The 20396-nt window shown below is 60.2% G+C and carries 18 protein-coding genes and 4 pseudogenes; 10 read left to right on the forward strand and 12 right to left on the reverse strand.

The window, feature by feature from the left end; genetic code table 11:
- The first annotated feature begins 10 nt into the window (after positions 1–10).
- From tnpC (OKW30_RS38450) to OKW30_RS38460, 3 genes are all read left to right on the forward strand, one after another.
- On the forward strand, positions 11–1591 hold the full coding sequence (gene tnpC / locus OKW30_RS38450) for an IS66 family transposase (RefSeq protein WP_429346844.1): 1581 nt from the start codon (positions 11–13) through the stop codon (positions 1589–1591).
- Positions 1592–2460: 869 nt separating this feature from the next.
- Positions 2461–4014: a hypothetical protein gene (locus OKW30_RS38455; protein ID WP_429349298.1), complete on the forward strand. Its 1554-nt coding sequence runs from the start codon at positions 2461–2463 to the stop codon at positions 4012–4014.
- Positions 4015–4113: 99 nt separating this feature from the next.
- On the forward strand, positions 4114–4797 hold the full coding sequence (locus OKW30_RS38460) for a putative adhesin (protein WP_429349299.1): 684 nt from the start codon (positions 4114–4116) through the stop codon (positions 4795–4797).
- A 311-nt stretch (positions 4798–5108) separates the two neighbouring features.
- Here OKW30_RS38460 and tnpC (OKW30_RS38465) read toward each other — a convergent pair whose 3' ends face one another.
- From tnpC (OKW30_RS38465) to tnpA, 3 genes are all read right to left on the reverse strand, one after another.
- Positions 5109–6722, reverse strand: coding sequence for an IS66 family transposase (tnpC, locus tag OKW30_RS38465; protein ID WP_429347739.1), 1614 nt, complete (start codon positions 6720–6722; stop codon positions 5109–5111).
- A gap of 100 nt (positions 6723–6822) precedes the next feature.
- The gene (tnpB, locus tag OKW30_RS38470; RefSeq protein WP_429346560.1) at positions 6823–7173 is read right to left on the reverse strand and encodes an IS66 family insertion sequence element accessory protein TnpB; all 351 of its coding nucleotides are present in this window, start codon (positions 7171–7173) and stop codon (positions 6823–6825) included.
- Positions 7154–7615 carry an IS66-like element accessory protein TnpA gene (gene tnpA / locus OKW30_RS38475; protein WP_429346559.1) on the reverse strand — a complete coding sequence of 154 codons (462 nt, stop codon included), beginning with the start codon at positions 7613–7615 and terminating at the stop codon, positions 7154–7156. The genes tnpB and tnpA overlap by 20 nt, the downstream gene beginning before the upstream one ends.
- 147 nt (positions 7616–7762) lie before the next feature.
- Between tnpA and OKW30_RS38480 the strand changes: the two genes are divergently transcribed.
- Together OKW30_RS38480 and OKW30_RS38485 are read left to right on the forward strand one after the other, a co-directional pair.
- Entirely contained in the window at positions 7763–9367 is a 1605-nt protein-coding gene (locus OKW30_RS38480) for a GH25 family lysozyme (RefSeq protein ID WP_429349300.1), read from the forward strand.
- Positions 9368–9397: 30 nt separating this feature from the next.
- A pseudogene (locus tag OKW30_RS38485) lies at positions 9398–9660 on the forward strand (IS6 family transposase); the annotation flags it as partial.
- A 77-nt stretch (positions 9661–9737) separates the two neighbouring features.
- Here the strand turns inward: OKW30_RS38485 and OKW30_RS38490 are convergent.
- Positions 9738–11156, reverse strand: a complete 1419-nt coding sequence (locus OKW30_RS38490; RefSeq protein WP_429349301.1) for a tetratricopeptide repeat protein — start codon at positions 11154–11156, stop codon at positions 9738–9740.
- Here OKW30_RS38490 and OKW30_RS38495 point away from each other — a divergent pair.
- On the forward strand, positions 11156–11296 hold the full coding sequence (locus OKW30_RS38495) for a hypothetical protein (RefSeq protein WP_429349302.1): 141 nt from the start codon (positions 11156–11158) through the stop codon (positions 11294–11296). The genes OKW30_RS38490 and OKW30_RS38495 overlap by 1 nt on opposite strands.
- A gap of 88 nt (positions 11297–11384) precedes the next feature.
- On the opposite strand, the gene OKW30_RS38500 is transcribed toward OKW30_RS38495, so the two are convergent.
- From OKW30_RS38500 to istA, 3 genes are read right to left on the reverse strand one after another with little or no spacing between them, the layout of a single operon-like run.
- The gene (locus OKW30_RS38500; protein WP_429345678.1) at positions 11385–11606 is read right to left on the reverse strand and encodes a hypothetical protein; all 222 of its coding nucleotides are present in this window, start codon (positions 11604–11606) and stop codon (positions 11385–11387) included.
- Positions 11603–12367, reverse strand: a complete 765-nt coding sequence (istB, locus tag OKW30_RS38505) for an IS21-like element helper ATPase IstB (protein ID WP_429345679.1) — start codon at positions 12365–12367, stop codon at positions 11603–11605. Before istB ends, OKW30_RS38500 begins: the two co-directional genes overlap by 4 nt.
- The gene (gene istA, locus OKW30_RS38510) at positions 12354–13856 is read right to left on the reverse strand and encodes an IS21 family transposase (protein ID WP_429345680.1); all 1503 of its coding nucleotides are present in this window, start codon (positions 13854–13856) and stop codon (positions 12354–12356) included. Before istA ends, istB begins: the two co-directional genes overlap by 14 nt.
- A gap of 66 nt (positions 13857–13922) precedes the next feature.
- Between istA and OKW30_RS38515 the strand changes: the two genes are divergently transcribed.
- The 4 genes from OKW30_RS38515 to OKW30_RS38530 all read left to right on the forward strand — a co-directional run bounded on the left by OKW30_RS38515 (position 13923) and on the right by OKW30_RS38530 (position 15674).
- Positions 13923–14066, forward strand: a complete 144-nt coding sequence (locus OKW30_RS38515) for a hypothetical protein (RefSeq protein WP_176133875.1) — start codon at positions 13923–13925, stop codon at positions 14064–14066.
- Positions 14066–14191 (forward strand): hypothetical protein, encoded by a 126-nt coding sequence (locus tag OKW30_RS38520; RefSeq protein WP_256211476.1) that lies wholly within the window; start codon positions 14066–14068, stop codon positions 14189–14191. The genes OKW30_RS38515 and OKW30_RS38520 overlap by 1 nt, the downstream gene beginning before the upstream one ends.
- A 445-nt stretch (positions 14192–14636) precedes the next feature.
- Positions 14637–15284, forward strand: coding sequence for a recombinase family protein (locus OKW30_RS38525; protein ID WP_429349303.1), 648 nt, complete (start codon positions 14637–14639; stop codon positions 15282–15284).
- 150 nt (positions 15285–15434) lie between these two features.
- A complete protein-coding gene (locus OKW30_RS38530; protein ID WP_429349304.1) occupies positions 15435–15674 on the forward strand; it encodes a hypothetical protein in 240 nt (79 codons plus the stop codon).
- On the opposite strand, the gene OKW30_RS38535 is transcribed toward OKW30_RS38530, so the two are convergent.
- The 5 genes and pseudogenes from OKW30_RS38535 to OKW30_RS38555 form a co-directional block, all read right to left on the reverse strand.
- Positions 15671–16618 (reverse strand): LysR family transcriptional regulator, encoded by a 948-nt coding sequence (locus tag OKW30_RS38535; protein WP_429349305.1) that lies wholly within the window; start codon positions 16616–16618, stop codon positions 15671–15673. The genes OKW30_RS38530 and OKW30_RS38535 overlap by 4 nt on opposite strands.
- Positions 16619–17265: 647 nt before the next feature.
- Positions 17266–17337 (reverse strand): annotated as a pseudogene (locus OKW30_RS38540) (IS6 family transposase); the annotation flags it as partial.
- Between the two features lie 220 nt (positions 17338–17557).
- A pseudogene (locus OKW30_RS38545) lies at positions 17558–18166 on the reverse strand (IS630 family transposase); the annotation flags it as partial.
- A gap of 52 nt (positions 18167–18218) precedes the next feature.
- Positions 18219–19795, reverse strand: a pseudogene (locus OKW30_RS38550) (IS3 family transposase).
- Positions 19767–20267, reverse strand: a complete 501-nt coding sequence (locus OKW30_RS38555) for a winged helix-turn-helix domain-containing protein (protein WP_429349306.1) — start codon at positions 20265–20267, stop codon at positions 19767–19769. Before OKW30_RS38555 ends, OKW30_RS38550 begins: the two are co-directional and overlap by 29 nt.
- Between the last annotated feature and the right edge of the window lie 129 nt (positions 20268–20396).

Genomic DNA, 20396 nt, shown 5'->3' on the forward strand with positions numbered 1-20396 from the left:
TCTAAGCGGTATGCCGATCAACGTGATCATCGACGCCGACGAACTCAAGGCACTGCTCGCGATGCGAGAGGCCTATGGTTCGCTTCAGCGCGATCATGAGGAGGTTCGCAGCGCACTGCGCCTCGTGACAGCTGAGCGCGATCTCGCCGAGGAACGACTGCGCGCTTACCGTCGCGAACTGTTTGGCGCGAAAAGCGAAGCGCGCGCCTCGGACCAGTTCGGCCTGTTCAACGAAGCCGAAGCGCTCGGCGCGAACGCCACTCCCGCGCAGGAAGATACCCCCGGAACCGAGGTCGCGGCCCACAAGCGCAAGAAGCGCGGCCACCGCAAGCCTCTCGATCCCAATCTGCCGCGTGATGTCGTGCGACACGAACTCCCTGAGGCAGAGCGCTTCTGCGATCACGACGGACACGCGCTCGTCGAGATCGGCGTCGAGATCAGTGAGCAGCTCAATGTCATTCCCGAGCAGTTGCGAGTCACCCAGCATCAGCGTATCAAGTACGCCTGCCTATGTTGCGATCTCGGCATCAAGGTTACGCCGGCACCGCCCCGTATCATCCCGCGGGGGCTGCTGAGTGAATCGGCGCTCGCGTGGATCGCCACCGGCAAGTACCAGTTCGGCATGCCGCTCTATCGCCAGGCCGGTCTGCTGCGTCGCTTCGGCGGCGACATCTCGTCGAACACGATTGCCGCGAGCATGGTCCGCGTCGGTCTTGCGACGCAACCCGTCATCAACCTGATGCGCGATGCGCTGCTCGATGCCGAACTGATCTACGGCGACGAGACGACGTTCCAGGTCCTGAAGGAGCAAGGGCGAAAGCCGCAAACGAAAAGCTATCTGTGGGCGCAGATGACCGGTTCGGGCATCCCCATCCGTTGCTTCACCTATACGCCAGGTCGTGGCGCCAGGCTGGCTGACAGGCTGTTTGCCGGTGTCCGTAAAGGTGCCGCCCTGATGACCGATGGATACGAACCCTACAACGGCATCGCTGAACAGTACCAGCTCGTGCACCTCGGATGCTGGACGCACGCAAGACGGTACTTTGTGAAGGCGGAAGACAATGTCCCCAAAGCAGCGCGCCCGCCCGATCTGCTCGCGACACGCTTCATCAGCCTGATCGGAAAACTGTTCGCGGCCGAAGCGCGAAGCCAGACGTGGACGGCTGGGCGACGACAGCGATTGCGACGACGATACAGCGCGTGCGTACTCGATGTTATCGAAAAGCTGATGCTTGAGCACTCGCCTGGCGTCGTCCCCAACAGTCTGCTCGGCAAGGCGCTGACCTATCTGCACGGGCAGTGGCCGAAGCTGATCCGTTACGTTGAAGACGGCAACTGGCCCATATCGAACAACCCTTGCGAAAATTCCATTCGCCCGTTCTGCCTGGGACGCCGCGGCTGGTTGTTTGCTGACACCGTCGATGGCGCAAACGCGAGCGCCAATCTCTACTCACTGGTCGAAACCTGCAAGGCGAACAGCATTGATCCGTATCGCTATCTCACCTGGCTGTTACAGCGTCTCCCGCTGGCACAGACCGTCGACGACTACGACGCGCTCTTGCCCTGGAAGATGCCCATCGATCTCCGCTGACTGAGCCCTGTACCACATCTCATGACAACCGCGCCCTTACTCTGAGGGGTGTCGTCAATGGATCGCGTACAAAGAATGCGCGAACAGCCTGGGCCATGCTGATACGAGGTCAGGCCTATCAGGCTAGCCACGTGCCGACACGATCCAGCACGACGGATTGACAGATCCAGCGTTTAACATCGCGACAGCGTCCACTTTCCAGAGGTTGCTTGAGCAGACTTCAATTCGATGACACAACGGTCGGACCATGGTGGGTCAAACCCGCTTTGCACCATGGGCAACCGGGCCCGAGGTTCTGATGGGGTACCCATTCGCGGATATACATCGCGGGCCAGCAGCGAGTGCTGCGAACTGAGCCCGGATACATGGCTGCAATCTCGACCCAATGCCAGAGAACCCGGACTGCTTGACAACAGGGAGTCGTCCATACATGGTGCAAATGGCTGGTCAGGCCGAGATTTTTCCTATCGGTATGGATAGCTTATCGATTGAACAGGACGGCATTCCAGACAGCGGGAGCAGCGACAAACCGCGCCCGGCCATCATCTCGACCAGGTCGCGCAGGCTGAGCTTGTAGGGGTATGCGTCCTTTTCGTGCAAAACCTGGAGCTTTGCTCTGAAATGCCCTCATTTTTCAACGACTTGCAAGATCGAGCTTGGTGCATCGCCCGCGCAAACAGAAAGCCTTGCTGGATGCGGCTCACCGGGGGGAGACCGCCAGATTTTGCACAAAAAGGACGCATACCCCTTGAAGGCCTACCGCGAAGAGGAAGAAGGGCATACCGCCGCGCACGCGGCCGCATCGTAGTTTAACTGGCGGGCGTCCAGCTCATCACCACGCATCGTCAATCGCCTAGAGTCTTTGAATCATGCCGTCTACCATCCCCTACGATCCGGCGCTAGCGCTCGGAAACCTCGTCAGTGCTGCCCGCCTGGCGACGTTGGAGCAAATCTCCCAAGCGCAGGCGCCCGCGGATGCCGCCGAGGACACGCTCAACTCGATGATCTCGACCAAGCGTTCCCTCGACATGACCTCGCAAGAACTCGCGGGCATGGGAGTGGACACGTCAGCCGTCGACTCAGAGTCCGTCGATATGGGCAAGCAGATCGCCACTGCGGCGGGAGAATATGCGAAAGCCAAGATCGCATCGCTCAAAGCGATCCAGCCGCTGAAGGCAAAGCTTGGCTCGATCACTGACTCCGTCGAGAGTCCGATCGATTACAACCGCACGCAAATCAAGCAGATGCCGTTGTCGGCCGACAGCCTGAATATGAACTGCCAGTACTTCGCGCTTGATCAGAATACGCAGAATTCCGGCACGCATGCGTCGAAGATCGCAACATTCATCAGCGGTCAGGTTGGTATTTTTGGCGATGATTTTGCATCGCAAGCGTCTAGCTCGGCTGCTGGTCAGGTAAACAGTCAAACCCAGAATCACAGCATCGCTGGCACGCTGGTCGTAGCTGTGACATGCACGCACAAAGATGCGCTGCTGCTTGCACCATTTATCTTGGACGTCGACAAAGGGATCCGCGCTTTCAACGCATATTTCCCCGACGACATGATCAAAACGGACTCGATTGCGTCAATCTCGAAGATCGCGGCGCAGGCCAACACGAAGGACGAGAAATCGTTGACACTGCTATCGGGAGCTACGGTCGGTTCTTGTTTCATCGGCATGGTCCACATTCTCAACTCGACTGAAACGGAAAGCAGCGAGACGATGGAAAGTGTCGCTGACTCTCTACAGTCGCAGTTCAAGATCGCGGGGTGGTTCGAAGATGTGTCCGGCGGCTTCGGCGTAAATGCCTCGTTCAGCGATGACGCGAAAGCACTTCTGTCCACGCAGAACGTCACCTCCCACTGGACCTTGACCACGATCGGCTCGATCCCGTCGATCCGATCGAATCAGGTCAAGATGGGTGTGCAGCAGTTTACGAACTTCGACGGCGCGTCGTCGATGGCTGCGTTGCTTAAGCTGCAGGGGGGCACTGCGAGCGTTCAGGAGTCTGTGGCGTCGTCGGCTGAGGCAGCCCGCACTGGTGGACAGTTCATTGCCATGAAGTCCAGCCAGATGGAGAGCGCACTCTCCGCGCTGGCGCAGATCGACGATGGCCAGAACAAAATGATCGATACCAACTCGATGATGGACGCGCTGGATGACTACATCCAGAAGTGCATCGCCGGGAACATTGGCGCTCCGATCACTTACTCTCTCAAGAGCATCACGGCCTCGCAACTCGCAAAAATCTGGATGGCCAAGTACTATCCGAACAAATTCCTCTCGATCTCTGGTGATGACTCAGGCACTACTGGCGGCGGAAGCGGCAGTGGTGGTGGCACCGGAGGCACAGGTGGTGGTGGGGACAGCGGTACGTCTGGTGACGGCGGTGGCGGTGGTAGTGGCGGCAGCGGCAGCTGAGTCTGGCGCAGTTCGTAACGGCCCGGCGGGATCTTCTGCCGGACACCAACATGCGTCACGGGTAGCGTTCAGACGCCTACTTTGGAAGTTTAAAACATTATGATCAGTACAGGTAAGGATGATGTGATTATTGTTGGACACGGCACGTATAGGGGGGGTGCAGCAACCTTTACTGTTCCGGCCGGTGTTGAATTGCACATCTCACAGACGGTCGGCTCAGCAATGACGGTCAGCGCTGCCGGGATGCTGCTGTCGAATACCCCGGTGAACCGCGGTGCGCTGATTCATCCGCCGAAGGGCTATGACGATTTCGCGGCGTTGGGTTTCGTCACGGTCTACGCTGCCGGCGCAAAGGCACCCAACCTAATCCTGCACGACATCGGCGCGCAGGCAGGCGCAATCAACGGCTGGGCAGCCAAAGGGAACAGCGCAGTAGTTCTCGTCAACGCGGACGCCCTTCTCGCCGACCTTCTCACGAGCAACCCGATTGTGACTGGTCGTGTAAAGGCTGCTGTATCGGCTGGGAAAACGGTCAGAGTGTTTTGGGCGGCGTGCGCAGTACAGGAACAGAGGCCCCAGTTCCCGAGCGTCTACTTCAATGGTCGCGCAGTGGCGCAAGCGGCATTGGCCTATTCCAGAGCGAATCCGACGAATATACCTGCAAAGAACGCCGCAGCAGCAGCGGACCAATGGTCTATGAGCCGCCCGGGCGATACGGCCGGCACTGTTGCGGCGGCGGCCAAAATCGATGTGACGACGGCGAGTCTCCTCAAACCGCTATAGCACAGGACGATTAGAGTCGTCTCCGATGCCCGCCGCCTAGCATCGCTGTCAGGAGGCGACGGCGAGGCAGCTGCCGACCGTCCCTAACCGGAAACGATCACGCGCATCCTCGCCACACCATGTCATGACTGTATCGAATATTGACCGCCTCACGCGCTCACTCGGTGGCTTCGAGCGGACGTGGCTCACGACCGTTCTGGAGATGACCGCTGAAGGTCCTGTGTCTCTCCGCGATCTTTGGCGTGCTGGATGGTTGTAAGCGCTCATTCAACCCGCGTCTGTCAGCCCCTTGCGCTCTGATATCGAATCAGCTAAGCAGTGACATCGGTGCCGGGCGCAGGCTTGCCCAGTTTCCACGGCAAGAGGGCCTCGTAGTCGTCGGCACTATTCGCATACGGCAATGCCTTGAACAGATCAATCAGGTATTGATAGATATCGACGTTGTTGGCGCGACACGTTTCAACAAGCGAATACAAATTCGCACTTGCCTTCGCGCCAGCCACCGTGTCGCTGAAGAGCCAGTTTTTTCTTCCAATTACATATGGACGAATCGAATTTTCACAGGCGTTGTTGCATATTGGCCAGAGACCGTTTTCAACATAACGGCATAGCTTCGGCCACTGTCCGCTGAGATAGCCCAGCGCCTGTCCCAGCTTGCCCGAAGGCAATGTCGTTTCAAGATACTGATCCAGCAACGTGTGGATCCTGTTCAGCACCTTGCTGCTATATCGCCGGCGAAGTACCGTACGGCGTTGCGGCGTCATTTCCGCTTCCTTCGCGCGCGCCTCCGCGGCATAGAGCCGGCCGATCAGAAGAAGAAACTGCGTGGCGGGCTGATGGGGACCGCGCGATTCCTTGGGCAGCAGTGCTTCAGCCTCGAAGAAATAACGACGGCAATGACTCCAGCAACCCAGATGGACCAGGTCATTGGCTTTCGCGATGATGTCGTAGACATCACCGCCGTCGCTCATCAGCGCTGCGTGCTTACGCATGCCGGCCCACAGGGCGACACCATATTTTGCATCATGGCCTGACGCGTAGCTGAACAGCCGCACGGGTGGCCCGACGACATTCATCTGCACCCACATCGCACTTTTCGTCTGCGCGGCCTTGCCCGATTCCTTGAGAACCTGTACGTTGGTTTCATCGCCTTGCGCGACCTCGTCGTCGAGCAGCACATCGCGCATCAGATTGATAACCGGCTGGATCGACTGGCCGAGCCGGATCACACTCGCGGCCAACGTATTACGCGAGATGTTCCCACCAAAGCGACGCAGCAGCGCCGCGATCCGGTATAGCGGCAGCCCGTCCATGAACTTCGACAGTACGATCCATGCCAGTGCCGCTTCAGTGAACAACCCTCGGGGAATAATGCGAAGTGGTGCCGGGGCGACCTTCAGACCATGATCGCATTTCCTGCACGCATACTTGACCCGCTCGTGACGGATCACCTGGATCTTTTGCGGGATGATGTCGAGCTGCTCGCTGACCTCGACGCCGATCTCGAACAGTTCGGTGCCATCCTGCGCACAGAACCGCTCGGCCTCCGGTATCTCGTAGCGAACCACTACGCGCGGCAACGCCGGATCCAGCGGCTTACGACCGCGCTTCTTGCGTTTGTGCGCCGCCACCTCGGTGTCCGGACCGTCTTCCAGTGCCGGCAGCGTCGCCGCTGTCGGCGCCAGCATCTCGGCTTCGTTCAGGAACAGATCTTCTTGCCGGGGATCGCGCTTCTCGCTCTTCGCACCGAACAACCTGCGCAACATGACCTGCAGCTGCTCTTTTGCGAGATCGCGTTCTACCTTCGCTACCCGCAACTCGCCGCGCAGTTCATCGTGTTCGACGCGCAACGCCTCAAGCGCATCGCGCGCGGCGATGAGCGCGTTGAATTCTTCGACGGTAATCGAGAGGCGTTCGCGGGTCATGCCGCAACCATAGCGAATCGCTGGGCCTAATGGGTATACGTATTTTTGTAGCAGCCCGAACTCACTCGAAGCTCGCCTCAGCAGCAAACGCTACGAGCGATCAAACTCGCTCGTAGCGTCGTACGGGATGCCTGTGCATTGCCTGCAGATCGATACCTTCGAGCAACCAGTGCAACTGCTCGGCGTTCAGCTCAAGCACCGTTTCGCCGCCACGTGGCCACGCGAACCTGTCAGCTTCCAGGCGGCGCAGCATTAGCCAGAATCCGTTGCGCTCCCACAGCAGCAGTTTTAGACGGTCGGTACGTCGGTTACGAAATACGTAAACCGCTCGCGCGAATGGGTCCAGCCCCAGCGCGTGCTCCACGATCGTCGACAAGCCGGCAATGCCCTTGCGGAAATCTACAGCGTCGCGATGGACGTAAACTTTCACATCAGCGTCGAAGCGGAACATGGCGGCTCCCCAGTGTCTCCACCATCGCTGTCACCAGCGCCGCATCATGACTGGCGCACTCCAGCCGCAAGACAACGCCGTTGGGCAGTTCGGCGACCAGCCATGAACCCTGAGCCGCCTGTGCGGGTATCGACATCTCGCGCGGCTCGCAGGCCACCGCATGAGCCCGGCTGACCGCAACCACGGGAACAAAGGCGGGCGAGTTCTCGACAACCTGGTCCGTGGCTACGCCGCCGGGTTGCTGCTGCTCGTACTTGCTAATCCACTTGCGCAGCAGATTTGCATTCAGCCCGTGCTCGAGAGCAATGCGGGCCACGGAAACGCCCGGCCGCAAGCAGGCCCGCACGAGTTCATCCTTGGCTTGAGGATCGAAGCGACGACGACGCCCCTCGCGCTCAAACCCCGTTACCAGGCGTTCCTTCAGTTTGCTGTCCTCTGGCATGGTGTCCACCTATTCGTTGAAGTGGACACCAGCTTGCCCTGGCATTCATCGCGACGAAAGTACGTGGTTCATTGAGCGCTTACGGATGGTTCACTGAACCATCCGGTCGGGCATTGGTAATTCAGCGGGGCGCGCGCGAGCGCATTTTTGTACCTCTCGGAGAATTTCGAGAAGGACTGCGCGCGCGAAGCCGAGCGTACGCTGGCGCTTGCGATGTTAATCGAAGGCTTGGTGGCAGATGGGTTCGCCTTCAGATTTCAGACATCATCAACGCAGCGCGGACAGGGGCGCTGTATCGGCGCGGCATTTCAGGATCCCCACGTGGAGGTCGCGACCGGTCGTCCTCGGATCGTGATCAATTCCGCCGGGGACTATACCGATGACCCGGCAACAATTTTGAACCAGAAGGGGGAGGTCGTTTACCGCAGCATCTGCTTGTCGCAGGACGCGTACGACCTGATCAGCAGCGCCACGCACGGCATGCTGATGCTGCGCGCACCGGAGCGAGCGGCGTTGCAGGCGGCGCTTGCACCACCGACGCCGCGCGATCTGGCGCCCCCTCATGGAAGCGCCCGCGAGCGACAACATGATGCGTTGACTCATGGTTCAACGGATACGCAGTCGGACAACGCGCCAGGTTCTGCCGAGACGACGCCAGATGCATCGACCCGGCGCCGGCGCGTTCTGCCGCGGGCGGGGACGATCGCCGCCGCGGTCGTCCTCGGCGCAAGCGCTTTGACTGCGATCGCTGCGTGGTGCTTTCGCATACCGGATGAGGTGAATTCCGCCGTGATGCTTGGCGTGTCGACGGCGTGTTCCGCCGCGGTCGGCCGCGTGTTGTCTTCTGCCCCAGTTGCAGTCGCGTCACAACCGGTTGGTCGCGGGTCGGTTACGACCCAGCCGGCCTCCACCGGCGTAGCTTCGAACGCGTTGCCGGCGCCCGCGCCGCGCGCCGCCGTGGCTGCACCAACTCTTGGCGCGCTGGATGCGACAGGCGTTCTTCCCTTGCGAAACGGCGACGACGCCGTGGTAAAGGTGGACAGCATGCCAGGCAACGCCCACGGCCTGGATGTGTCGCAATGGTCCGGAGGAGGCAAGGCCGGCGCGGAGGCCGTCTTTGCCGCGGTGCCGCATCTCGACTTTGCGTTTGCCCGAGTCGCGTATGGAACCCGGCTTGACCCGGAATTCAGCATCAATTGGGCGATCATGGGACACCGTTCGTTGTACCGGGGCGGCTATCTCTTCCTGCGGCTCGACGAGGACCCCGTCGAGCAGGTCGACGGTGCGGTGCGAGCTCTGGGCGAGGCCCGAGCGCGAGATCTCTGCCTGACCATTGACTTCGAAGAAATGAGCCTCAACAAGCCTCAGGCCTATCCTCCCGTAGAGCAGGTCCAGCGCACGATCATTGCGGCGCTTAAGCACGTCTCACAGACGATGAAGTGTACGCCTGTGATCTACACGGATTGGGCCTTTGGTCAGCGGTACCTGAACTCGCCGGCATTCGCTCGCTATCCCCTCTGGATTGCGGATTGGACCCAGGGCCGCCAGCCACGCGTGCCCCCTCCGTGGACGAGTTTTGCCTTCTGGCAGCGTTCCGATCACCTGAAACGCAGCCTCGACCCGGCGGACTTCGATGTATTTAACGGGAACGCTACCGATTTAGGTCAGTTTTCGCGCGTAGCAGGCAGTCGGAATCTCGACACTGGACACGAGGGGGTATTGTCAAGTTGGCGCCGGGGTCGACGAATATAATGGGGCATAAAGAAAGCTTCCGTTTCCGTTTTGCTGTCGGCCGAGGCGCCGATTTCGTTCAAGGGCTATCGATTTCCGCCGGACATCATCAGCTACGCGGTGTGGCTGTACTACCGCTTCCCGCTCAGCCTGCGCATGGTTGAGGAGATGCTGGCGGCACGGGGAATCGAGCTTACGTACGAAACGTGCGGTGCTGGGCGACGAAGTTCGGTCTGGCGGTCGCGAAGCGTATCCGTTCGACAGCGCCGGGTCGCGGCGACAAGTGGCACCTGGAGGAGGTGGTCGTGACGATGTTCAGCCAGTCAATGGTTTGATGCCCATTTCCCGGCAAAGCGATGCGGCGTCTGCTGCACTTCTCTCGCCCAATGCTTTATCTCCGCCCATCTTTTGCAGCCAAGACAGGCCATATAGGCACTGTGCTTGCAAAGGACGCACCGAGGTCGTGGGCGATCATCAACGCCATGCGATAGTGATTGTGAGCTTCCTCAATCCGAGGTGCGGTAGCGTTGCCATCCGAGACAAGATCGCCCAACAGGCACCAGGCCCAGGCTTCGTTGCCTCGCTCGCCGGAGGCTCGAGCAAGATCAATGGCGTCTTGTGCATGAGTGAGCGCTTCATCTTGTCGGCCTGCGAGCTGGCACACTTGACCGAAAATTGAGAGCACTAGCGAATGTCCGAACGTTAAATTGCTCGCCGCTGCCTGGCGAACTGCCTCTTCCAGAAGAACCAGTGCCTCCTTGGTCCGGCCCAGCGAGCCATACGCCGCCCCCAGACAGGAGGCTATTCGGGGAACGTAGTATGGAAACTCAGCCTTGCACATGGCCAATGCGGGCTCAAGTGTCTCGACAGCAACGTCGAGATTGCCTTGAACAAGGTGCATCCGTCCGACACCGTGGCCAGCAAAGATCAGTTGCTCTGGCTCATTTATCCCTCGGGCCATGTCCATCGCCTCCTGTCCAAGGGCAGCAGCCTCGTCGAACCGGCCAAGTTCGGCAAGACACAGCACCAGCCAGATACGAGCGTTGACGCGCGTGTATTTCACGTAAGTCTCATCGGGTCCGAGGCCGTGGCCATGGCCTTCATGTAGGAATGCCAGCGCCTGCCGAGCATGCACCATCGCGCGCTCATAGTTTCCGCAGCCATACCGTGATCGTGCCAGCATCATGGTCGCCCAAGCCTTCGCATCGGGGTCGCTTCGCCGCTCCGTCAACGCGAGGGCGCGTTCCCCTGCCTCGACGGCGCCGATCGAATCGCCTAGCGAACCGAGCGCGAAAGCCAGCCTTGATAGAACACGCGATAGGCGTACCTCTTCACCAAGCCCTTCGGCAACATCTTTCGCGTTCTCCAGATTCGCGCGGTCCCGTGTCACTTCTCCGAGCGCATGCAGGGAGTGGCTAAGATCCCATCGGATGTCGATGATTTCTCCGAGTGTGTCGGCCGAGGACGGCAGGACCGCAAAGGCAGTCAGGGCTTTCTCGAACAAGACCGACGCCTCCCGATGTGCGGCGCGTTTTGCAGTATTGTGACCGGCACGCAGCCACAGCCGGGCTGCCTTTTCAGTCAATCCGGTCTGGGCGCAGTGTTCAGCCAGGATTTCCGGTTGTTGCTCCGCTACGTCAGAAAAATGATTCTCGAGCTCCATGGCGATGCGGGCATGCAGTTGCTGTCGCCGGTCCCGCAGCAGGGAGCTGTACGCGGCATCTTGCACCAGGGCGTGCTTGAAGGTGTATTCCGCATCCGGTGGTGCCCCGTGCCGGAACACCAGTTCGGCACCGACGAGATGGTCCAATGCGTCGTCCAGGCGCTCCGCGCCTGGAGAAGGATCCGGATTTGCGCGTGCAGGACGCCATCCGCTCAGTATTCCGCCAGTTCGGCGCGATTGGTTCGGTGCGTCAGACGTTGTTATGGTTCCTGTTGACGGCGGCGTAAATCCGCACATAAATGGCGGCACAAGGTTCACCAGGACCGTCAACAATGAAGCGCCGTTGACGGCCTCGGTCGGGGTGGCCGGTCCCAATCAGAATGGATCGCCGATGTCGTTGAGATTGGGATCCTCGGGAGGGGAATGCTGTTCGTGCAGCAGGTCATGCAGGGCGAGGTCATAGTGCATGCAGATCCGGGCACGCAGATCCCCGATGAGTTCGACGACGGCGAGCGCCTGTTCCGGCGACCAGTTGTCCGGTATCAGGAAGTCGAGCCCACGGGTGATGCCCGAAGGCAGGTGTGCCAGGCGCTTCATGATTTCTTCTCCGCACGCGCGCTACTGCGTCTGCTGGCGCGTTGCTCGGCCCTCTCGCGCGCTTCCTTGACCCGGTAGGACTCGCCCTCGATGGCAATGACTTCGGCGCGATGGACCAGCCGGTCAACGAGCGAGACGACACAGGCGGCGTTCGGGAACACCTCGTGCCATTCGGAGAACGGTCTGTTGGTTGTGACCACGGTACTTGCCGATCCGTACCTGCGGCTGACCAGTTCGAACAGCAGATCGGCGTGGCGGTTTGAGTACGAGAGGTAACCGACCTCATCAATCACCAGGACGTCAGGGGATGCATAGCGGCGCAGGCGTCGACGCAGCGCCGAATCGCTGTCCAGTGCGGCCAGTTCGCCGAGCATCTGACCGGCGGTAGTGAACAGCGCGGTGTGACCGTGCACGAGCGCCTGATAGGCGAGATTGAGCGCGAGGGTTGACTTGCCGACACCATTCGGGCCGATCAACACGACGTTGGCGGTATCCCTGACGAACCCGAGCGACATCAACTCTTCAACGGCAAGCCGGTCGCAGCGCGTGGGCCAGCTCCAGTCGAAGTCGCACAGCGGCTTGAAGTTGCCCAGGCGGGCATCGCGGATACGTCGCTCCAGTGATCGGCGGGCGCGCTCATCCTCTTCCCACTGCAACAGCGGCGCGACCCACTGTTCGGCGGCCACATCGGTCCAATGCGCGAGCAGTCCGTACAGACGCAGGGCGTTCGCGCGCCCATGAAGGTTCTCAGGCGTGTTCATCGGCGCCTCCCGCAAGCTGGTCGTAGATGTCGAGCCGGTGTGGTGTCACCAGCGTGTCCTTGTTGCGCACGTGTTCGGGCAGGATGAGGGTGACTGGCGGCGGGGCCTGCCGTGCCTCGCGCCGGCGCTCAAGCGCCAGACGTACCGGATTGGGATGAGGCGCCGCGTCGCTGGCAAGGGTTTCCTCGATCGCGGCCTGCAGTTCGGCCGGGCCATAGCGGTCGAGCAGTCGCAGCAGGTGCGTGGTGATATTGCCCAGATTGCCGCCACGCTCAGCGGCGTGCAGCATCAGGGTCCGGCTGGCCGGCGCAGCCCGGGCCAGATGATCAAGACCGCGATGGTGACGGGCCTCGTGCTTCCTTGCGACGAGCGCATCGATGTGTGCGGCAATCTCGATCTGCGCGCCGCGATCGTAACTGCGTTCATGGGTGGCGAGCAGATCGGCGCCGTCGAGAATGCGTACGCGCCGGGGATCAGCTCGTACCGTGAGCGTGCGTCGCACATGGGTATACGGGATCGTATAGTCGTTCAGGTCGAAGCGCACGTAGGGCGTCTTGCCGACCTTCACGGCGAGAAGCAGCTCACACGGGTACGGATTCTCCGGCAACGTGAGCAGGCTGGGCTGTTCGCGCCCGAAGGCCTCGCGCACGGTGATCATGGGTTCTTCGCGGCAGGGCCGCTCAGCAGCGGGTCCCGCGCACCAGATTGCCGCCTGGGCGTTGAGATCGTCGAGGTCCGTGAATCTGCGAGCGGCAAAGAAGCTCTCGCGTACAAAGCGGATTGCCCGTTCAACGCGCCCCTTCTCGTTGCCCCGTGCGACAGCCACCGGACGAGGCTCATAACGATGATGCGCGGCGAACGCGAGCAATGTCGGGTGGAAGCGGATCGCATCGCCCTGACGCTCAAGCACGGCGCTACGCAGGTTATCGTAAAGCAGAACCCTGGGGACCCCGGACCATGCTTCGAAGGCGCCGGCATGTCCTGCCAGGAAACTGTCCATACGGGCATCGAGGAAGAAGCGCAGATAGATCTGCCGTGACCACGACAGCACCATCACGAAGGCCATCAGCGGTCGTCGTGCCCGACCGATCTGCAGGTGACCGAAGCTGGCCCAATCGACCTGCGCCTGTTCCCCGGGCAGCGTGCGCAGGCGCAGGTAAGCCTCAGGTACCGGGCGTGGCCGGTGCAGCGAGATCAGGTGCCGGAAGTGGTGGTGACTGCCCCGGTAGCCGCGCTCATACACCATCGCATACAGGCGACTGGCCGTGAGCGAGGGAAACTTCTTTAGCGTCTCGTGGATGAACGGCAGGTAAGCATCGATCTGTGAGGCTCGCTGCACGGCGCCAATCCTGGGCAGGCCGGCCTGGGCCAGCACGCGCTGGACGGTGCCGCGGTGCACGCGCAACTGGCGCGCGATGGTGCCGCAACGCCACTTCTCCACGTGGTAATAGCGCAGGATCTGCGCCTCGAGTTCAGCTCCAATGGTCATGGGTCGTTTCCTGTTCTGTCAGTAGTAGTACGAACATCACGGAAGACCCGACGGCGCAGTGGCCCGATGCGTACAAGGCCCGAACAGATGCGGCGACAGAAGCAGCAAGGCGTCGATCCGGGCGCGGCGACAGTGGATGTCGATGCGGTGGCCGTCGTCGTCGAAGTCAGTGGCAGTAGAGCATTGGCGACGGGTGTCGGGGAACGCTGATGCGTCACTTTATTGAGGCGCTGACGATAGCGACGCATCCGTTCGGCATGTGCAAAGCGGCCACGACGACTGAGTTGATAGCGTTGGCCAGCCTCGCGCAGGCGGGCGCGGCGCGAGGCCTGTGAGCAGTCGCCACCGCAGTAAATCTGGCCGCGATCGCAACGGCGGCACACGACGACCTGCGCCCGGCAGCGGGCGCACAGAAAGAGGCGGCCAGTGGCCGGCATCGGCAGTCCCCGTCAATGCCGAAGCGGAATCGACGAGGCGGATCAGCCGTGCCATACTGGCCCGGCACCCGTACCCCGTTGTGCGCGTGTGGGGCTCGACACTGGAATGAACTTGGCGGTTAGGACCGGTGTCGGGCCTGTTTCTTCGGCGGTCAGTTGTAGTCGTTCTTCTACCGCATCCCGATTCCCGCGTCATCCCCCTGCCGAACCGAACATCCCCGGTGCGTCTGCGCTCGCCCTACGGGCTCCCTCCGACGCACCCGAATGTGAGCCTCATGAAACGTCCCAGAGTCGCCGGGCTGAACAGCAATCGCGTCGCCCGGCTGTCCGACGCCGCCATCCAATGTCGGATTCCGACCGCCATTCACAGTTCCTGAAGCACGGCCTGCAGTTGCCGGCATGCACGCCGCGCGGCGAAATCCAATGGAAACGGCCGAGCTACGGCACGGTGTACCGGATCCTGACCAACCCGATCTACGGTGGCACGTATGCATATGGCAAGACCGAATGCGCGATCCATTACGAGTCTGGGGAACCGCGCAAACGTGATCGCCGCGAACCGCGGGATCAGTGGCTTGCGCTCATTCCCAATGCCCACGACGGGTACGTTGACTGGGAGGAATTCGAACGGATCCAGTGCACGATCAGTGGCAACCTGCGTCTGGCCGGACACGCTGGCGCCCCGAAGAACGGTGAGGCCCTGCTGGCGGGACTGTTGCGCTGCCGGCGCTGCGCGAGCAGGCTGACGCTACACTACACGGGTATCGTCGCGTTACAGGGCGAAGTTTCGCGGTTTGGCGTCGGTCTGCCGTTGTTGAGAGCTAGCGAGGAGGTGCATGCGGCATCGACTGAAGCCGACGCCGACCGAATCTCGACGAACCAGGTTGCGGCCCCCAGCGAAGCCAGGCTCAACGGTGAGCAGATCCAGAAGGACCGAGAAAATGTTGAGACCAGCGCCCGCTGGCCGTGGAAGTCCGGCGTTAAGTCGTGAGTTCGGTGCACGGAGTGGTGGCAGGCTGCCGAACCATCGCGATCACTCACAACCGTCCGAGAAACCTGTATCACATAACGGCCGCTAGCGTCGACCGGCGACAGTCCCCGTGGCGCACCGCACGCGTACTGTGAGCGATAGACTTCATTAATGATGATCTTCAGCACCCAGCGATCGCGCAGTTGCAGCGTTGTCCATCACCGCGGCGCCATTCAGGCGACAACCAAATTGACACAGCTTGCCGGTCGCGCCGAACCTGCTCGATCAGGCGTTTGCCGTCACCGTGCTGAATCAGGCCTGGTGTGGCGATATACGTTATATCGCCACAAAACCCTCGAAACCCCACAAATCCATGCCGCAAAAACCTTGCTGAAAAATGCCATTTTCTAACTTGGGTGGATTGGTCTTCGCGTGGTCTCACGCGGAGGAGTCAGGCGTGACGCCTCCTGCAATATTATCTCCCGCATCCAATTGCTTGCCGGATCACTGTTGTGAAGGGCAGACCATTGGACGGCCTCGGTGAATGCGGGAAGTGGCAGCGGAAGTTCGACGATCCGCAGAGGCATCGTTTTTTCGAAATACTTGACCAGCCTCAAGGGCATCGTCCCTATACGGTCAGTGTTTAATAGCATAGGCGGGATCATGCTAAAGCTCGGCACGATGACCTCGTCCCGTCTCTTGAGACCGTGCTGACGCAAAAACCATTCCTCGATGGAGGGCTGCCGCGTACGCCCGAACCTGACCACAACGTGCCCCATCGACATATATCTCTCGAATGTAAGCTGCCCTGATAGCTGCTTGTTCGCGCGGCAGCCTACGCACACGAGCGTCTCCTCGAACAGCTTCGCTTTAGGGTGCGCGCTCGTCATGAACAATTCCGGCAAGATAAGAAAATCGGCTTCGCCGCGCCGGAGAACCTCATCGGGGTCATCGGCAAGTGGCAGCAACTCGAAGCTGACGGCGGGAGCTTCCCGTGCAATACGCTCCACGATCTTTCGAAAAAATACGACTGTCATGAAATCGGAAAGGATGATCCTGAAGCGGCGATCCGATTTGGCTGGGTTGAAGACGTCCCGGGAAATAACGCAGAGCTGGATGTGCACCAGAGCCTCGCGGATTGGAGCAGCGAGCCCTTCTGCACGCGGCGTTGGGACAAATTCCCGGCCCCTCATCGTAAATAGTTCATCGCAAAAATAGGCGCGTAGCCGGGCGACGGCCGCGCTCATGGCCGGCTGGCTCAGGTTGATGCTGCGTGCCGCCGCGGTCAGATTACGCTCGGTCATCAGAGCATCGAGCGCGACGAGGAGATTTAGATCGAGGCCCTTGAAACGCATGATCCCAAGTTATCCATAATGTAGATGTCTTCCATCAAAACAATCGATTTTGCGAATTGTACGGCATGGAGGACAGTGTTCCTGGTAGATCCACTTCAATTTCGCAACCTGCTGGCGCCTTCGTGGTGCCGGGATAGTGGATGAAGTGTGTCGTGGAACTGAGCAAAGCCGAGGAAATGACGTCGCAGCAGTTGTCGATCAATCACATGCATCGGGAGCCCTCCTCGCGAACCCGCCGCATGTTTGGCAACGATTGGGGATTTCCTCGGGGTTCCAGCGCTTCAGCTTTCTGGTCGCGCCATCCTTCAGCGCCAAGAAACGCGCCCCCTGGACCAAACGGTACAGAATTTTCATGAATTGCGGCGCCATTTTGCAGACGGACCCTACGCGAGATTCTTTGGGGCTGGTGACGTCTGACCGGTGTTCGCAGCGGCAAGCGATACCCTACCTTCCTTATGTGGTAGGGGTTCGAGTCTTGCCAATAGGGGCTTCCTACCACGATGGCATAGGCGGTCTTGACAGAGTTTCGCTCATAGAAGTGTGATCCACCGTCGAGACATACTGCTGCGCCGCCCTCAGGAAATTCATGCGTCGATGCAACAACCTGAAAACCAATGTCGTGATTGACATGCAAAGTCATATCAACACCAACGAACCGCGCAACTGATGATCGCCGCCGGGAAATGAAAGCCGTGGTACGGTGATTTGCTCTTCTTCATCCCGACATTCTATCTGGCAGCGGTCTCAAGTTGACAGTGACAGCCAGATGGGCTACGAGTGCAAACGTCCACACCCGACGTCCGGGTATCTGCATCGATGAAGCGGCTGCAGTAGATGTTCAATCAATTCGACGAAAAGACTGTTTGTGCGGGAGCGAACGAAGCGAAAAAACCGATCGCATCAGGCTTACTAAGCCGAAACAAAGTAACCGGACATGGGTCAAGCCGCGTAGCGGACTGACGGATGTTGAAACATGGATCGGACCAAGGCTGGAATCTTCTGCAACGAGCGCAGAACCGCTCGAACACGCTGCTTGAGATGCCCGGGACCTTTGATGGCAAGCTTGCCGATCTTGTGATGTTTGAGATAACCCCATACCAACTCGTCCGGGTTCAGGTCTGGCGAGTAAGCAGGAAGGAAGAACAGACAAAGGCGCCCATTCGATTCTGCGGCAAGCTGCCGGATCGCTTTGCAACGATGTACCGGATGACCATCGGCAATCAGGAAGACAGGCGCATCGGCGGTGAGCATCAGCCGTTTGACGAAGTCGACGTACACGGAGATCTTGAAGCTGCCTTCGAAACACATGAATCGAAATTGGCCACGCGGGCTGATCGCTGAGATCAGGTTCACCTTGAAGCGCGCGCCAGTGACTTCGACTACCGGTGTTTGACCGACCGGTGCCCAGGTCGTGCCGCTGTGATAGTCCGATCGCACTGTCGATTCGTCGACGAAGAAGATCTGTGCCCCGCAGCGTTTGGCCTGCCCGACAATGGCCGGGTATTCGTCGCGCATCCATGACTCGACCAGTTCAGGGTCGCGTTGGTAAGCACGCGCAAGCGGAAATTTTCAAGCTAGTTGTCGCCTCAACGAATAAATTTCAGGCGGCCTTTCGCTCCAGATTGCGGCGTTGTTGATGGATGCCCTGGTCATCGATGCGATCAGGGTTCAGATGCACAGCATCGACGCGCTGCCAGTTGCGCGTGCGGCCCTTCCATCGAAGCGGATTGCGCTGCCGAGCACTCGCGTAAAGCGCCGTGCGTCGTTCCAGAATATCCTGATCGAGGTTGGCATGACGCTGCGCGGGCGTCACAAACCGGATTGCGCTGTGACGATGCTCATCGTTGTACCAGCGCACCAGTGCGCCGACCCAGGTACGTGCGGCCAGCAGGGTATCGAACGCTTTGAGCGGGTAAGCGGGCCGGTACTTCAGGGTCTTGAACAGCGACTCGGAATAAGGGTTGTCGTTGCTCACGCCCGGGCGACTCAACGACGGCATGACGCCCAGCGCCTGGAGGGTGGCGAGCATCGTCGCGCCTTTCATCGGGCCGCCGTTATCCGAATGCAGAATCACCTGGTTGGGCCGTATCGCTTCGCGCGCGCAGAGGTCCCTGAGGACTTCGCTGGCCAGTACGCTGCTTTCCTCGGCATAGACCTGCCAGCCGACGATCTTGCGACTGAAGACATCCAGAAACAGGTAGAGATAAAAATACTGTCCACGGATCGTCGTCGGCAAATACGTGATGTCCCAGGAATACAGCTGGTTCGGCGCGTCGGCGCAAACTGAACGGGGTTTGCTGCGAGCGTGGGCCGGCCGTTCGCTGCGCCGGTGGGCGAGTTGCTTCTCGGCCTTCAGTACCCGGTAGAACGTCGATTCGGAGGCAATATAGCGTTGCTGGTCTGCCAGTCGCGGCACGATCTGGCTTGGCGGCAGATGACCGAATTCGGCCGAGTTCGCGACTGCCAGAAGCTCGGCGCGTTCCTCGGCAGAGAGCTTGTGGCGCGGCTCGTGGTGCCGTAACGAGCGCCCGTCCATCGCGTCAGGCTCGCCCCGCTGCCAGCGCTGAACTGTGCGCGCGCTGAGCCCCAGAATCTCGCACGCGTGCGCCTGCCGAGCCCCGGCCAGGGTCGCCTCGTTGATGAGGCCGATCAATGCCTTGCGCTCTTCAGGGGCCGTCATTCGGCCTCGTCCCCGAGGAGCGCGCGGTACTTTTTTTGCAGCACCAGTAGCGCCGCAGCTTCGGCCAGCGCCTGCTCCTTGCGCTTCAGTTCGCGCCGCAGTTGAACATTGGCCTGCTTCAGATCCCGTACTTCCTGGGCGCTCTCACGTCGGCTACCGGCTGCGCCAACGGCGCAAAAATCCGCTCGCCACTGCGCGAGATGATGCAAAAACAGGCCGCGCTCCCGACACCAGCCGTTCAATGCTTCGTCCGCCAGGCCGTGGCTCTCCTGCAAGGCAATCAGGCGTTCTTCCAGCGACCAGTCTTCCGGACGCCTTGTGTGCCCAGAACTCGAGCTCCGGTTCGCGGCGGCGGTGCCTCTCATCCAATTCCTTAATGTCAGTACGTTCACGTTCAATTCGTCAGCCACGGCGCCAACCGTTCGGCTCCCGCGCTGCAGAACCTTCGACAGCGCCTGCTCCTTGAACTCAACAGAATACGTTTGTTTCGTCTTCAACTTGTACCTCTGACTCTTCTTGATAAGAAAGTTCAGAGGCGACAACTACTATGACGCCGGGGGCAAGCGGCCGCTGGGGTGAAAGCCCGAGCTTGCGCAGCAGTCGACCGACAGACACCTCGGAGAGCCTGACGTTGAAATGTTCGCGAATCAACTCCCGCACCATGTCTCGCGTCCACAATGCAAACTCGAACTTCATCTGCATGGGGTTCTTCGTTGTGACCGTCTGATAGACGAAGCGGATAGCCTCGGACGACAGCTTCATCGGTCGACCAGGGATTGCCTTGGCTCGTAACGCCTCGATGCCCCCTTCGCGCCAGGCCGCCAACCACTCGTAAATACGCGCCCTCGAGAATCCCAGCGTGCGGATCACGTCCTCCGGCGACTCGCCCGCTTCGACGCGCTTGACCGCCCGAATACGGATCTCTTCAAGCGTTGCATGTGAAAGCTGCCGGCCGTCGTCCTCGCGCATCTCGCCTCTCCCTAAGCCCCTTAAAGCTTAGACCATGGCGTCGCTTTATGTTCGCTTATTTATGCACTGGTTAGTAAGTCTTACTGCATCGTATAATTAGTGTGTAGTCTATTTCCGCACAGGAAGAGT

Source organism: Paraburkholderia sp. Clong3 (genome assembly GCF_050436485.1).
In the GTDB taxonomy this organism is placed as follows: domain Bacteria; phylum Pseudomonadota; class Gammaproteobacteria; order Burkholderiales; family Burkholderiaceae; genus Paraburkholderia; species Paraburkholderia tuberum.

Coding starts and splice junctions, on each gene's coding strand:
- tnpC (WP_429346844.1), top strand. CDS start 11: ATGCCGATCAACGTGATCATCGACGCCGACGAACTCAAGGCACTGCTC.
- OKW30_RS38455 (WP_429349298.1), top strand. CDS start 2,461: ATGCCGTCTACCATCCCCTACGATCCGGCGCTAGCGCTCGGAAACCTC.
- OKW30_RS38460 (WP_429349299.1), top strand. CDS start 4,114: ATGATCAGTACAGGTAAGGATGATGTGATTATTGTTGGACACGGCACG.
- tnpC (WP_429347739.1), bottom strand. CDS start 6,722: ATGACCCGCGAACGCCTCTCGATTACCGTCGAAGAATTCAACGCGCTC.
- tnpB (WP_429346560.1), bottom strand. CDS start 7,173: ATGTTCCGCTTCGACGCTGATGTGAAAGTTTACGTCCATCGCGACGCT.
- tnpA (WP_429346559.1), bottom strand. CDS start 7,615: ATGCCAGAGGACAGCAAACTGAAGGAACGCCTGGTAACGGGGTTTGAG.
- OKW30_RS38495 (WP_429349302.1), top strand. CDS start 11,156: ATGCGTCGTCCAGGCGCTCCGCGCCTGGAGAAGGATCCGGATTTGCGC.
- OKW30_RS38500 (WP_429345678.1), bottom strand. CDS start 11,606: ATGAAGCGCCTGGCACACCTGCCTTCGGGCATCACCCGTGGGCTCGAC.
- istB (WP_429345679.1), bottom strand. CDS start 12,367: ATGAACACGCCTGAGAACCTTCATGGGCGCGCGAACGCCCTGCGTCTG.
- istA (WP_429345680.1), bottom strand. CDS start 13,856: ATGACCATTGGAGCTGAACTCGAGGCGCAGATCCTGCGCTATTACCAC.
- OKW30_RS38515 (WP_176133875.1), top strand. CDS start 13,923: ATGCGTACAAGGCCCGAACAGATGCGGCGACAGAAGCAGCAAGGCGTC.
- OKW30_RS38520 (WP_256211476.1), top strand. CDS start 14,066: ATGCGTCACTTTATTGAGGCGCTGACGATAGCGACGCATCCGTTCGGC.
- OKW30_RS38525 (WP_429349303.1), top strand. CDS start 14,637: ATGTCGGATTCCGACCGCCATTCACAGTTCCTGAAGCACGGCCTGCAG.
- OKW30_RS38530 (WP_429349304.1), top strand. CDS start 15,435: ATGATGATCTTCAGCACCCAGCGATCGCGCAGTTGCAGCGTTGTCCAT.
- OKW30_RS38535 (WP_429349305.1), bottom strand. CDS start 16,618: ATGCGTTTCAAGGGCCTCGATCTAAATCTCCTCGTCGCGCTCGATGCT.
- OKW30_RS38555 (WP_429349306.1), bottom strand. CDS start 20,267: ATGCGCGAGGACGACGGCCGGCAGCTTTCACATGCAACGCTTGAAGAG.